Below are 12,298 nucleotides of genomic sequence, written 5' to 3'. Positions count from 1 at the left end.
CCGGGGGCGCCTCGACTCACGCCCCGTGCGCCTCGCACAGCGTCCGCGCCGCCCGGCGGGCGACGGCGAAGGGATCGCCGGGCACCCCGGTCCCCGACCCGGCGAGGGCCCCGTCGTAGAGCAGCACGAGGGCGTCCGCGAGGGCGTCCGGCCGGGCGAGCCCGGCCGCATGGCACTCGGTCCGCAGCAGCTCGCGGACCCAGGTCTTCTGCCGGGAGACCTCGACGGCCACCGGGTGCGCCGGGTCGTCGACCTCCGCACGGGCGTTGATCGCGGCGCAGCCGCGCCCGCCCTCGGTCGCCATCCATCCCTCGACGGCGTCGAAGAGCACCAGCACCCGGTCCGTGCCCGCCCCGGGGCAGGCCGCGAGGGCGTCGCGCAGGCGCTCCTCCCAGCGCGCGTCGCGAGCCCGCAGGTAGGCGACCTCCAAGGCCTCCTTCGAGCCGAACCGGTCGTAGAGCGTCTTCTTGGTGACCCCGGCCTCGGCCGCGATCGTGTCGACGCCGACGGCGTGCAGCCCGCGGGCGTAGAAGAGTCGCGACGCCGCGTCGAGGACCCGGCGCGCCGCCGGCGTGAGGGTGGTGGGCTCGGTCATGCGCACGACTATACCGATCTGTATATCGCCGGTACACGAGTAGACAGATCGGTACATCGTCGGCGCCACGACGACGCTCGCCTCCGCCGTGTTCGTGCTGCCGTGGAGCTCGGGCTTCCTCGGCGCGAAGCTGGGCACCGGGCAGGCCGCGGTGCCCACCCTGCTGCTGTGGCGCTACCTCGTCGCTGCCGTCCTGCTCGGGGCCATCCTCGGCGTCGCGCGGCCGGCCCGCCGTCGGCGCCGCGCCCGGGCGCCCTCGGCCAGCACCGGGGCGGCGGTCGCGCCGCACCTTGCCCGACCGCGCGCGACGGCGCACCACGTCTCCGTCGGCCTGCTCTCCCAGGTCGGCTACGTGCTGCCCGTGTACGGCGCGATCGGCCTCGGTGTGTGAGCACCGGAGCCGCCTCCCTCGTCGACGCCGTGCAGCCGGTCCTGGTCGCGGCCCTGGTCGGCCCCCTGCTGGGACAGCACGTCAGACGCATGCAGTGGGCCGGGCTGGCGACGGCGTCCGCCGGGGTCGCGGCACTGGTCGCCGCGACGTTCCTCGAGCGACGCCACCCCGCGACCCTCCCGGCCGGGCCCTTGCCGGCATTGCACTCCGGAGTCGCGGTGGTCGCCCTCGCCGTCCTCGCGCTCGTCCCGTCGCTGGCCGCGTACCAACTCTCCTGGTCCCTGCTGCGCCGGGTCGACGTCACGACGCTCAACGCCCTGCTGTTCCTCGTCGTGCCGACCACCACGCTCGCGGGCGCGATGCTGTTCGGCGAGCCACTCTCGGCCGTCACCGCCGCCGGCCTCGCCCTCGCGGCCCTCGGCGTGGCCGCGGTCCTGGGCGGCGAGACCCGCCGACGTGCCCGGAACGGCAACGGCCCGCACCGCCCCTGAGGGACGATGCGGGCCGTCGAAGGTCCGGTGGGACCGGGGATCAGGCCTTGGCCGTCTCCTCCGGGGTCTCCTCCGACGCCTCGGCCGACTCGGCGACCTCGGCCGACTCGGCGACCTCGGCGCCCTCGAGCTCGGCGGCCGCGGCGTCCTCCTCCTCGGTGCCGATGAACTCCGTCAGGTCGACGACGTTGCCGTCGGCGTCCTTGACCTCGATGTCGCGCAGCGCGACGGCCAGCGCCTTCGACCGCGCGACCTCACCGACCATGGCGGGGATCTGACCGCCCTGGTCGAGGGTGGAGATGAACTGGTTCGGGTCCATGCCGTACTGCTGCGACGCCTGGACCAGGTACTCGACGAGCTCGCCCTGGCCGACCTGGACCTCGAGCTTCTCGGCCAGCGTGTCGAGCAGGATCTGGTTCTGCAGGGCCTTGGTGGCGTCCACGGTGACCTCGGCACGGTGCTCGTCGTCCTCGAGGCGGCTCTCCGACTCCAGGTGACGGTGCACCTCGGCCTCGACGGCGCCCGAAGGCACCGGGACCTCGACGGCCTCCAGCAGCTTCTCGAGCAGCAGGTCGCGCGCGGCGACGGCCTGGTTCGACGTCTTGATCGACGCGACCTGCTCGCGCAGGTCCGCCGTGAGCTCCTCGAGCGTGTCGAACTCCGACGCGAGCTGGGCGAAGTCGTCGTCCGGCGTCGGCAGGTCGCGCTCCTTGACGGCGGTGGCCGTGACGGTGACCTGCGCCTCCTCGCCCTCGTGCTCGCCACCGGCGAGCTTCGTGGCGAAGGTCGTGGTCTCGTCCGTCGACAGGCCGGTGAGCGCCTCGTCGAGGCCCTCCAGCATGTTGCCGGCGCCGATCTGGTAGGAGACGCCGGAGACCGAGTCGATCTCCTCGTCGCCGATGACGGCCTTGAGGTCGATGACGATGTAGTCGCCCTCGACGGCCGGGCGGTCGACGCCCACGAGGGTGCCGAAGCGCTCGCGCAGCGCGTCGAGGCGCTCCGTGACGTCCTCGTCGGTCACCTCGGCGGCGTCCACCGTGATCTCGATGCCGGACAGGTCCGGCAGCGTGATCTCGGGACGGACCTCGACCTCGGCGGTGAACGCGAGCTGGCCCTCGCCGGCCTTGGCGGGGACCTCGGTCACCTCGACCTCGGGCTGGCCCAGCGGGCGCAGCGACTCGGCCGTGACCGCGTCACGGTAGAAGTTCGACAGAGCGTCGTTCACGGCGTGCTCGACGACGGCGCCCCAACCGACGCGCTGGTCGATGATGCGCGGGGGAACCTTGCCCTTGCGGAACCCGGGGATGTTCACCTGCTCGGCGATGTGCTTGTACGCGTGGTCGATGCTCGGCTTGAGCTCGTCGTACTCCACCTCGACGGTCAGCTTGACCTTGGTGGGATCCAGGGTCTCGACGGCGCTCTTCACTTCGATGGTCTCCAACGGTTCGGGTGCGTGCGCGCGCGTCTCACCGGCGCTAGCCGGCCTGGTTGCTGCGGCGCGGGGTGCGGGGCCGTACGACGGACGTACGGGCAACCCGTCCATCCTACGGCACGGTGAGGGCCGCCCGACAGGCGCCCGCGTCATACCGACGCGCGCCGTCGGACGACCCTCACCGGGCTCGTCACGAGCGGGTGGTCAGGAGCAGGTGTAGGTGATGCCGTCGACGTCGTGCATGCCCGGCCCGAGGTCGTTGCACACCTCGAGGAGGTGGCTCGCCGCCACGCCCAGCACCACGAACATGATGATCGTCCCGATCAGGACGAGGCCGCTCACGATGATGCCGGCGATCGCGACGCCGTTCGGCTGGCCGACCTTGCGCGACTTCACGAGGCCGACGATCGACAGGATGAGGCCGACGATCGACAGCGGCCCGAAGAAGCCGAGGATCAGGCCGACGATGCCGAGCGTCTTGCCGGGGTTCTGGGGCTGCTGGCCGTAGGCGGGCGGGTACTGCCCGGCCGCCGGAGCGGCGGGGTACGCCTGGCCGGGCGCCGGCTGCGCGGGATAGGGCTGACCGGCGTAGGGCTGACCCGGAGCCTGCTGCCCCGGCGCCGGCTGACCCGGGCTCTGCTGGCCGGGGACGGGCTGCTGGGGCTCGGCGCCACCGGGCGGCGTCGCCGACCCGCCCTGGTCGGGCGTGCCTGGCGTGTAGGGGTCCGGGGTGGTCATCAAGGTTCTCCTCGCACGTCGGTCGCCGTCCCTCGGCGATCAGGGACCGATCCTTCCAGATCAGCGCGCCGGGCGTGGGCCGACCGGCGGGCGAACCTCGACGGACGACACCGTCCGTCAGCACGTCGGGGTGACTGGATTCGAACCAGCGACCCTCTGCTCCCAAAGCAGATGCGCTACCAAGCTGCGCCACACCCCGTGGCCCGCCGCTGGGCGGGACCCGGTCAGTGTAGTGCTGCCGCCCCCTGGCGGAGCCAGGACGTGCACGGACGGCTCTGGAGGGCTCCGCACCTTTGCTAGGGTGAGCCCGCGTTCCCACCCGGCGGCGATGTCGCGGGGTGGCCGTGCGGGCGTAGCTCAATGGTAGAGCCCCAGTCTTCCAAACTGGCTACGCGGGTTCGATTCCCGTCGCCCGCTCCCTCTCCCCTCACCTCCCTCGCGCGCTCTGGGCGCGCCCTCCTTGCGCACCCCTCCTTCGAGCGCCTCGGACGCGTCCTGGCGTTTCGCGCGCCCGCGGCGCCCCCCTCGAGCGGCAGCAGGCCCCGACAGATCGACGATGCCGATCGGTGAGATGCTCCTTGTCGATCGGTCGGGGCCTGGTTAGGCTCGGCGCGTCAGCCTGCGACAGACGTCGCCTGACGACAGCATTCACCGAAAGCACCAGGAGGAGGGCCGGGCATGACCGTCGCCGTCCCCCGCGCCACCCCCTCGACCGCTCGCAGGACGGTGCCGGCGGCCTCGCCCCGCACCCCGGCGTGCGCCGCGGCGACGACGCCGCGATCCTGTCGGTAGAGCGTCCACGTCACGTCCGACCCGCCCGACGGCGGGTCCCCGGCGACCGTGCGGCGCTCGCACCGACCCGGCCGTCGCTCCCCTGCGCTGCGCTTCTCCGAGGCCCGGCGCCGCGCGGCGGCACACCCGCACCATCTCGCCCGCACGCACCCTCGAGAAGGATCACCCCATGGCACGCATCTACGACGACGCGACGAAGCTCATCGGCCGCACCCCGCTCGTCCGGCTCAACCGTCTCGCCGCCGGCCTCGACGCGACGGTCGTCGCGAAGCTCGAGTTCTACAACCCGGCCAACTCCGTGAAGGACCGCATCGGCGTCTCGATCATCGACGCCGCGGAGGCGTCCGGCGCCCTGCAGCCGGGCGGCACGATCGTCGAGGGCACGTCGGGCAACACCGGCATCGCGCTGGCCTGGGTCGGCGCCGCGCGCGGCTACCAGGTCGTCCTCGCGATGCCCGAGACCATGTCCAAGGAGCGGCGCGCCCTGCTGCGCGCCTACGGCGCCGAGCTCGTGCTCACCCCGGGGGCGGAAGGCATGAAGGGCGCGGTGGCCGCCGCGGAGAAGATCGCGGCCGAGCGACCCGGCGCGGTCCTCGCCCGGCAGTTCGCCAACGAGGCCAACCCGAAGGTGCACCGGGAGACCACCGCCGAGGAGATCTGGGCAGACACCGACGGCGCGGTCGACGTCGTCGTGTCCGGCATCGGCACGGGGGGCACGATCACGGGCGTGGGTCAGGTGCTCAAGGAGCGCAAGCCCGAGGTGCGGATCGTCGCGGTCGAGCCCGCCGAGTCCCCCATCCTCAACGGCGGCAACCCCGGGCCGCACAAGATCCAGGGCCTGGGCGCCAACTTCGTGCCGGAGATCCTCGACACCTCCGTCTACGACGAGGTGCTGGACGTCGACGCCGAGACCTCGGTCGAGCTCGCCCGCCGCGCGGCCAAGGAGGAGGGCCTCCTGGTGGGCATCTCGTCGGGCGCCGCGATCGCGGGGGCGCTCGAGGTCGCGAAGCGGCCGGAGAGCGCCGGGAAGCTGATCGTCGTCGTCATCCCCGACTTCGGCGAGCGGTACCTGTCCACGATCCTGTACTCGGACCTGCTGGACTGACGTGACGAGCCACCGCAACGCACCGGACGTCGACGCCGCCGAGGGCGTGGACGGCGACGTCGACCATCCGATGCCGGAGGGGCACCGCCCCGGCCTCCGGCACCTGGTCGAGATCCTCGCGGAGGACCTCGAGGCGGCGCACGCCCACGACCCGGCCGCCCGCTCCCGGTTCGAGGTCGCCCTCGGCTACCCGGGCGTGCACGCGGTCTGGGCGCACCGGGTGACCCACCGCATGTGGCACCGGCCCGCGCTGCGGCTCCCCGCACGACTCCTGTCCCAGGTCGCACGGTGGACCACCGGGATCGAGATCCACCCGGGGGCCCGGATCGGGCGGCGGCTCTTCATCGACCACGGCATGGGCGTGGTGATCGGCCAGACCGCCGTCGTCGGCGACGACTGCGTCCTGTTCCACGGCTCCACCCTGGGCGGGCGGTCGATGACGCGCGGCAAGCGGCACCCCACCCTGGGCGACCGGGTGATGGTGGGCGCCGGGGCCAAGATCCTCGGCCCGCTGTGGATCGGCGACGACGCGCAGATCGGCGCGAACGCCGTCGTCACCCGCGACGTGCCGACCGGCATGGTGGCCGTGGGGGTTCCCGCGCACGCACGCGCCCCCGGCCACCGGCCGGACCACGGCCAGCACGTCGAGGACGCCTCGGAGCTGCTCGAGTACGTGATCTGAGCACGCCCGGCCACCGCGGCCCGTGCCCTCGCCGTCACGGCGGGGCACGGGCCGTGGTCGTTCCCGGCACTCGGTCGGTCCCGGGCACACGGCCGGCGGGGACGCGGCGAACTTGTTCTAGTAGTCGTAGAACAACTAGCCTCGCGCGGGTGATGTGGCGCATCGACCCGACGACCGACGAGCCGCTGTACGCGCAGCTGGTCGCCCAGGTGCGCCTCGGGGTCGCACACGGTGCCCTGCGTCCCGGGGAACGGCTCCCGTCCGCTCGCGAGCTGGCCGCGTCCCTCGACCTCAACATGCACACCGTCCTGCGGGCCTACCAGGTGCTGCGCGACGACGGCACGGTCGAGCTCCGGCGCGGCCGCGGCGCCGTCGTCTCCGCCGCCGCTCCCGACCTGACCGACGTCGAACGGGCGGTCGCCGACCTGGCCGCCGCGGCCCGGCGGGCAGGGCTGTCCACCCAGACCACCACCACCCTCGTCACGGAGGCGATGAACCGATGACCCCCGCTCCCCCGCCCGGCTCTTCGCGAACGGCCGGCACGGAGGCCTGGCGCCCCCGGGCGCGCCGGGCGATGACATGGTCCTCGCTCGCCGGGCTGCTGTTCGCGCTCGCCGGGGCGGCGGTGGTGTGGACGTGGCGGGACGAGCTGCCGGCACAGGTCGCGTCGCACTGGAGCGGCAGCACACCGGACGGCTTCATGGCGCCGACGACGCTCGCCGTCGTGGGGGTCGTGGCGGCCGTCGGGCTCTGCGCGCTCTTCGCGGCCATCGGGATCACGCAGGGCGCCGCCGCCGCGACCCGGCGGATCACCGCGGCGGGCTGCGTGTGGTCGGGCGCCTTCATGGCGACGATCACCGTCACCACGCTCGCGCCGCAGCGCGGCCTCGTCGACGCCGCGCAGGCCGAGCTGTCCGGCGCCGCTCTCCTGGCCACCTTCCTGCTCCCGCTCGTGCCCGCGGCGATCGCGGCCGCGCTCGTACCGGGCGACCCCGCGATGCCGGCCACCGAGGCCGTGCCGGACGACGCGCCACGAGCCGCGCTGCGGGACGGCGAGCGCGCGGTGTGGCTACGCCGTGCGACGGGCGGACCGGGCATCGCGGTCGGGGCGGCCGCCGTCGCGCTGACCACCCTGGCCGCGGCCCTGACGGCCGAGTGGACGATGCTGGTCGTCCCCGCCGCCCTCGCTGCGCTGTTCGTCACGATGTTCGCCTTCACGGTGCGCGTGGACGCCGCCGGCCTGACGGTGCGCTCCGCGGCCCGGTGGCCGGGCACGCACGTCCCGGCGGACGAGGTGGTGCGGGCCTCGGTGACGCAGGTGCGCCCGATGCGCGACTACGGCGGGTGGGGCTGGCGCACCGCCCGCGACGGGCGCGTGGGCGTGGTGCTGCGCTCGGGCGAGGCGCTGCTCGTCGAGCGCACCGGCGGGCGGTCGTTCGCGGTCACCGTCGACGGCGCCGCGGACGCCGCCGCGCTGCTCAACGCGATGGCCGACCGCTCCCGGCGCCACTGACCACGCGCGACGTCAGCCGAGCAGGTCGCGGTGGGCCTCGGCGAGCGACCGGGGCGCCTTCGCGAGCCAGGCGTCCACGAGGAGCTCGCGCAGGGCGGTGGCGTCGACCGCGTCGAGCCGGACGAGGACGACGGCCACGCCGTCGAGGTGCGGGATCGTCAGCGTCTCCGGGCGGGCGGCGAGCACGGCCTCCTTCTCGCCCAGGTCGTCGACGACGACGGCGAGGATCGGCCCGTCGGGTACGGGGTCGTCCCCGAACCGCCGCAGGTCGGCCTTGCTGAACGGCCGCACCCACGTGAACACGCGGCCGGACACCGCCCAAGCCCGGTTCCGGAACGTCGTCGTCTCGGTGACGTCGGGCAGCGCCGCGGCGGCGCGGGCCGCGTCGTCGAGAGTGACCATGAGCCCGAACCTAGCGGCCCGCCCGCCGCACGCACGACGTCGGCTAAGGTGTGACGGGCATTACCCCATACTCCCGGTACCGGGAAGATCGGGGAACGCCGCGACGGCCCATCTCGACGAGGAGCACCCGCCCCATGAGCACCCTGCGCATCGGCATCCAGACCGGTTACTGGTCCCGCAAGCCTCCGAAGGGGATCGTGCCCGCGCTCGTCGCGGCCGAGGCGCTGGGCCTCGACTCGGTCTGGACGGCCGAGGCCTACGGCTCGGACGCGTTCACGCCGCTCGCCTGGTGGGGCTCGCGCACGCGCCGCCTGCGGCTCGGCACCGGCATCGCGCAGATGGCGGCCCGCACCCCGACCGCGACGGCCATGCAGGCGATCACCCTCGACCACCTCTCGGGCGGGCGGTTCGTGCTCGGGCTGGGGGCCTCCGGACCGCAGGTCGTGGAGGGCTGGTACGGCCAGCCGTACCGCCGACCGCTGGCACGCACGCGCGAGTACGTCGACGTCGTGCGCCAGGTCTTCGCCCGCGAGCGCCCCGTGACCGCCGACGGCGACTTCTACCGGCTCCCGCTGCCCGCCGACGCCCCCGGAGCCACCGGGCTGGGCAAGGCCCTCAAGCCCACGGTGCACCCGCGCCGCGCCGACATCCCGATCGTGCTCGCCGCGCAGGGCCCCAAGAACGTCGCGCTCGCGGCCGAGATCGCCGACGGCTGGATGGCAGGGTTCTACGCCCCGAAGGCCGACGCCGAGCACCGCGAGCTGCTCGCGGCCGGGTTCGCGCAGCGCACCGACGAGCGTGCACCGTCCTCGTCCTTCGAGGTGCTCGCGACCGTGCCCGTCGTCGTGCGCGACGACGTCGAGGCTGCCGCGGACGTGATCCGCCCGCACATCGCCCTGTACGCCGGCGGCATGGGTTCCAAAGAGGCCAACTTCCACAAGGCCTCGCTCGACCGGCTCGGCTACGCGGCCGAGCTCGACGAGGTGCAGGCGCTCTTCCTGGCCGGCCGCAAGGAGGACGCCGCGCGCGCCGTGCCCACCGAGCTGGTCGAGGAGATCGCCCTCGTCGGGCCCGCGGACAAGATCGCCCGCGACCTGGCCCGCTGGGACGGGACGGCGCTGACCACGATGCTGCTGCAGGGCGACCCGTCCTCGATGCTCACCGTGCTCGCCGCGTCGCAGGCCGCCCGGAAGAACGCGGACGGCGGCACCCCGCTGGGCGCCCGCGTGCGGGCCACCGCCGGCTCGGTGGCCGCGCGGGTGGCGCCGACGAAGGCCTAGACGACCCGGTCGTCCCGTCGGCCCTCGACGCCGCCGTCGTCCTGGGGGAACCACACGGCGCGGCGCAGGTCCACGCGGCGGCCGTCACGGGAGAGCGGGCAGCCCTCCGCGCGCAGCGCGTCGAGCGCCGCGGTGACGTGCCGGGCCGGCGGCGCCCCGGACGCGTTCACCACGCGCCACCACGGGACGGCGTGGTCGTCCTGCACCGGTCCGATCACCACCGCGCCGTCCGGCACGAGGTGCGCGTAGCGGTCCCCGGAGCCGGCCATGACGTTCCCGACCTGCCGCGGGCCGCCCCGCCCCAGCTTCTCGCCGACGATCTCCGCGACCAGGCCGTACGTCATCGCGCGGCCGGACGGGATGCGGCGCACCAGGCCGAGCACCTCGGCGGCGTACTCGTCGGGGGCGTCCAGTGGCTCCTCGGGGGCGGCAGGCACACGGCGACCCTACGACCAGGCACCGACCGCGGAAATGCACTGGCCGGCGCGGGACCCTCGGGCGACGATCGAGCGGTGACCTCCGACCAGCCCGCGACCGCCCTGCCCGCCGGGTACCGCTTCCGCCAGCTCACGTCCGCCGACCGCCACGCCCTGCTCGACCTCGACACCTGGGCCTTCCCGGACCCGCACTCCGTGGACGAGTTCGACGCGCTCGCCCTGCCGCTGACCTGGGAGCGCGCCGTCGGCGTCGAGGCCGACGGCGTCGCGGGCCCGTCCGGGCGCGGCGGCCTGGCCGCGGTCCGCGCGTCCTACCCGTTCGCCGAGTTCCCGGTGCCCGGCGCCACCCTGCCGACCGCGGGCCTGACCTGGGTGGGTGTGCACCCGCAGCACCGCCGTCGTGGGCTCCTCACGGCCATGATCGGGCAGCACCTCGAGCGCTGCCGCGAGCGCGGCGAGGCCCTGTCGGCGCTGTTCGCCGCGGAGACCGCCATCTACGGCCGGTTCGGTTACGGCAAGGCGGCGGACGACCTGCGCCTGACCGTCCCGCGCGGCGCCGCCCTGCGCGACGTCCCCGGGGCGGACGAGCACTCCGTGCGCATCGAGCACGCCGACCGCGTGCGGCACGGGGAGCTCGTCGCACGGCTGCACCGCGCCCCCGGGCTGCCGACGGCGCCCGGGGGCCTCAACCGCCCCGGCTGGGCCACGCGGGAGAGCGACGCGCTGTGGGACAGCTACTGGTCGGACCCGAAGACCTTCCGCACCGGTGGGCGGGAGTCGCTGCGCGTCGTCGTCGTCGAGCGCGACGGCGAGCCGCGCGGTTACGCCACGTTCCGCCGCACCCTCGACTGGCAGGTGACGGGCCCGCGCGGCACGGTGCACACCGGGGACGTCGTGGCGCTCGACGCCGCCGCGGCGCGCGCCCTGTGGGGAGTGCTGCTCGACCTCGACCTCATGGCCACGACCGAGCCGTTCCTGCTGGCCACGGACGACCCGGTCACGAGCCTCCTGGTGGACCCGCGGGCGGCCGCGCCCCGCGTCGCGGACAACGTGTGGGTGCGCGTCGTCGACGTCCCCGCCGCGCTGGCCGGCCGCCGCTACCAGGCCGAGGTCGACGTCGTCCTCGGCGTCGCGGACGCACGCCTGCCCGACAACGCCGGGTCGTGGCGGCTGCGGGCGGCCGCGTTCGGCGAGGCGTCGTGCGAGCGCACGGACGCCGCGCCCGACCTGGAGCTCGACGTCCGCGAGCTCGGCGCCGCCTACCTGGGCGGGACGTCGCTCGCGGCCCTCGCGGGCGCAGGACTCGTCACCGAGCGCACGCCCGGCGCGCTCGCCCGGGCGTCCGCCGCGTTCGGCTGGCCCGTCGCGCCCGCCTGCGGCTGGGTGTTCTGACCGCCGTCGGCCCGGCGGGGGTCAGGCCTGGCAGACCCCGCACCAGAACAGGTTGCGCCCGACCAGCTCCTTCGTGAGCACGGGCGCCCCGCAGACACGGCACGGCAGGCCGTCGCGGTGGTAGACGTAGAACGCCTCGTCGGAGGGCACCGCGCCCGCGGCGCCGTCGGTGTTCTGCCGGGTGCGCCGGGCGGCGCCGTGCACGCCGTCCGGCACGCGGTGCTCCGGCCGGGTGGTGACGATCGCGCCCGTGGTGGCGCCGTCGCGCATCAGGACGACGAGGTCGTCCCAGATCGCGCCGATCGCCGTCTCCGGGACGTCGCGCCCGGGGCCCAGCGGGTCCACCCCGGCGCGGAACAGGGCCTCCGCGCGGTAGATGTTGCCGACCCCCGCGATCACCGCCTGGTCCATGAGCTGCTGGCCGACCGTCACCCGCGACCGGCGGACACGGGCGACGAACTCCGCGCGCCCACCCCCGTCCCCCGACGTCCCGGCGCGGATCGGGTCCGGCCCGAGGCGCGCCTCGACGGCGGCCTTCTCGGACCCCGTGAGCACCTCGCACGCCGTCGGGCCGGTGAGGTCCGCGACGGCATGCGCGCCGAGCAGGCGCAGCCGGACCGCGCCCCGTGGGGCGGGCGCGACCCACTCCCCCGAGAGGCAGCCGTCGACGGCGCCCCCGGGTTCCGCGACCGGCGTCGTCTCCCGCTCCCCGATGCGCCGCCGCGGCGCGCCGATGGCGTGCACGATCCTGCTGCCGCTCCCGCCCGGGCCCGTCGACGGGTCGCCGGCGAACGTCCACGCCCCGTAGAGGCCGAGATGGACGCGCAGCCAGCGCACGTCGTCGTGCGGCCCCGCGGGCGGGTCGGTGGGCGCGAAGGCGCAGAAGAGCTGCTTGCCCCACGCCTCCGCCGCCACGAGACGGCGGCCGTCGAGCAGCGCGGCACCGCCCTCGAACCGGCCCTGCGGACTGGACACGGCGAGGATCTCGCCGCCGAACAGCCCGTTCAGGGCTCCGGCGAGGCGGTGGACGGTGTGCCCCTCGGGCACG

14 protein-coding genes and 2 tRNA genes are annotated in these 12,298 nt (G+C 74.9%); 9 read left to right on the top strand and 7 right to left on the bottom strand.

Features of this window, described 5'->3' with window-relative positions; genetic code table 11:
- Positions 1–16: 16 nt before the first annotated feature.
- On the bottom strand, positions 17–595 hold the full coding sequence (locus B5Y66_RS18585) for a TetR/AcrR family transcriptional regulator (RefSeq protein WP_079576101.1): 579 nt from the start codon (positions 593–595) through the stop codon (positions 17–19).
- A gap of 88 nt (positions 596–683) precedes the next feature.
- On the opposite strand from B5Y66_RS18585, the gene B5Y66_RS23070 reads away from it, so the two are divergent.
- Positions 684–986, top strand: coding sequence for a hypothetical protein (locus B5Y66_RS23070; RefSeq protein ID WP_245807215.1), 303 nt, complete (start codon positions 684–686; stop codon positions 984–986).
- Positions 983–1,477, top strand: coding sequence for a hypothetical protein (locus B5Y66_RS23065; protein WP_245807214.1), 495 nt, complete (start codon positions 983–985; stop codon positions 1,475–1,477). The genes B5Y66_RS23070 and B5Y66_RS23065 overlap by 4 nt, the downstream gene beginning before the upstream one ends.
- A gap of 40 nt (positions 1,478–1,517) precedes the next feature.
- Here B5Y66_RS23065 and tig read toward each other — a convergent pair whose 3' ends face one another.
- The 3 genes from tig to B5Y66_RS18565 all read right to left on the bottom strand — a co-directional run bounded on the left by tig (position 1,518) and on the right by B5Y66_RS18565 (position 3,846).
- The gene (tig, locus tag B5Y66_RS18575) at positions 1,518–2,903 is read right to left on the bottom strand and encodes a trigger factor (protein WP_079576100.1); all 1,386 of its coding nucleotides are present in this window, start codon (positions 2,901–2,903) and stop codon (positions 1,518–1,520) included.
- Positions 2,904–3,113: 210 nt separating this feature from the next.
- Positions 3,114–3,647, bottom strand: coding sequence for a DUF4190 domain-containing protein (locus B5Y66_RS22350; protein WP_139820983.1), 534 nt, complete (start codon positions 3,645–3,647; stop codon positions 3,114–3,116).
- A 125-nt stretch (positions 3,648–3,772) separates the two neighbouring features.
- Positions 3,773–3,846: transfer RNA gene (locus B5Y66_RS18565), tRNA-Pro, on the bottom strand.
- A gap of 147 nt (positions 3,847–3,993) precedes the next feature.
- On the opposite strand from B5Y66_RS18565, the gene B5Y66_RS18560 reads away from it, so the two are divergent.
- From B5Y66_RS18560 to B5Y66_RS18540, 5 genes are all read left to right on the top strand, one after another.
- A tRNA-Gly gene (locus B5Y66_RS18560) sits at positions 3,994–4,064 on the top strand.
- 544 nt (positions 4,065–4,608) lie between these two features.
- Positions 4,609–5,544 carry a cysteine synthase A gene (gene cysK / locus B5Y66_RS18555; protein WP_079576099.1) on the top strand — a complete coding sequence of 312 codons (936 nt, stop codon included), beginning with the start codon at positions 4,609–4,611 and terminating at the stop codon, positions 5,542–5,544.
- 70 nt (positions 5,545–5,614) lie between these two features.
- Positions 5,615–6,226 carry a serine O-acetyltransferase EpsC gene (gene epsC / locus B5Y66_RS18550; RefSeq protein ID WP_079576329.1) on the top strand — a complete coding sequence of 204 codons (612 nt, stop codon included), beginning with the start codon at positions 5,615–5,617 and terminating at the stop codon, positions 6,224–6,226.
- Positions 6,227–6,378: 152 nt separating this feature from the next.
- The gene (locus tag B5Y66_RS18545; protein WP_079576098.1) at positions 6,379–6,729 is read left to right on the top strand and encodes a GntR family transcriptional regulator; all 351 of its coding nucleotides are present in this window, start codon (positions 6,379–6,381) and stop codon (positions 6,727–6,729) included.
- A complete protein-coding gene (locus tag B5Y66_RS18540; RefSeq protein ID WP_079576097.1) occupies positions 6,726–7,739 on the top strand; it encodes a hypothetical protein in 1,014 nt (337 codons plus the stop codon). The genes B5Y66_RS18545 and B5Y66_RS18540 overlap by 4 nt, the downstream gene beginning before the upstream one ends.
- Positions 7,740–7,751: 12 nt before the next feature.
- On the opposite strand, the gene B5Y66_RS18535 is transcribed toward B5Y66_RS18540, so the two are convergent.
- Positions 7,752–8,141, bottom strand: a complete 390-nt coding sequence (locus B5Y66_RS18535; RefSeq protein ID WP_079576096.1) for an MmcQ/YjbR family DNA-binding protein — start codon at positions 8,139–8,141, stop codon at positions 7,752–7,754.
- Positions 8,142–8,284: 143 nt separating this feature from the next.
- Here B5Y66_RS18535 and B5Y66_RS18530 point away from each other — a divergent pair, with 143 nt between their 5' ends.
- Positions 8,285–9,421, top strand: coding sequence for an LLM class F420-dependent oxidoreductase (locus B5Y66_RS18530; RefSeq protein WP_079576328.1), 1,137 nt, complete (start codon positions 8,285–8,287; stop codon positions 9,419–9,421).
- On the opposite strand, the gene B5Y66_RS18525 is transcribed toward B5Y66_RS18530, so the two are convergent.
- Positions 9,418–9,858 carry an MGMT family protein gene (locus B5Y66_RS18525; protein WP_079576095.1) on the bottom strand — a complete coding sequence of 147 codons (441 nt, stop codon included), beginning with the start codon at positions 9,856–9,858 and terminating at the stop codon, positions 9,418–9,420. The genes B5Y66_RS18530 and B5Y66_RS18525 overlap by 4 nt on opposite strands.
- Positions 9,859–9,933: 75 nt before the next feature.
- Here B5Y66_RS18525 and B5Y66_RS18520 point away from each other — a divergent pair, with 75 nt between their 5' ends.
- Positions 9,934–11,250 (top strand): GNAT family N-acetyltransferase, encoded by a 1,317-nt coding sequence (locus B5Y66_RS18520; RefSeq protein WP_079576094.1) that lies wholly within the window; start codon positions 9,934–9,936, stop codon positions 11,248–11,250.
- Positions 11,251–11,271: 21 nt separating this feature from the next.
- On the opposite strand, the gene B5Y66_RS18515 is transcribed toward B5Y66_RS18520, so the two are convergent.
- Positions 11,272–12,297: an Fpg/Nei family DNA glycosylase gene (locus tag B5Y66_RS18515; RefSeq protein WP_079576093.1), complete on the bottom strand. Its 1,026-nt coding sequence runs from the start codon at positions 12,295–12,297 to the stop codon at positions 11,272–11,274.
- Between the last annotated feature and the right edge of the window lies 1 nt (position 12,298).

Source organism: Krasilnikoviella flava, assembly GCF_900167525.1.
In the GTDB taxonomy this organism is placed as follows: Bacteria; Actinomycetota; Actinomycetes; order Actinomycetales; family Cellulomonadaceae; genus Isoptericola; species Isoptericola flavus.
This window is presented reverse-complemented; position numbering and strand designations above follow the sequence as displayed.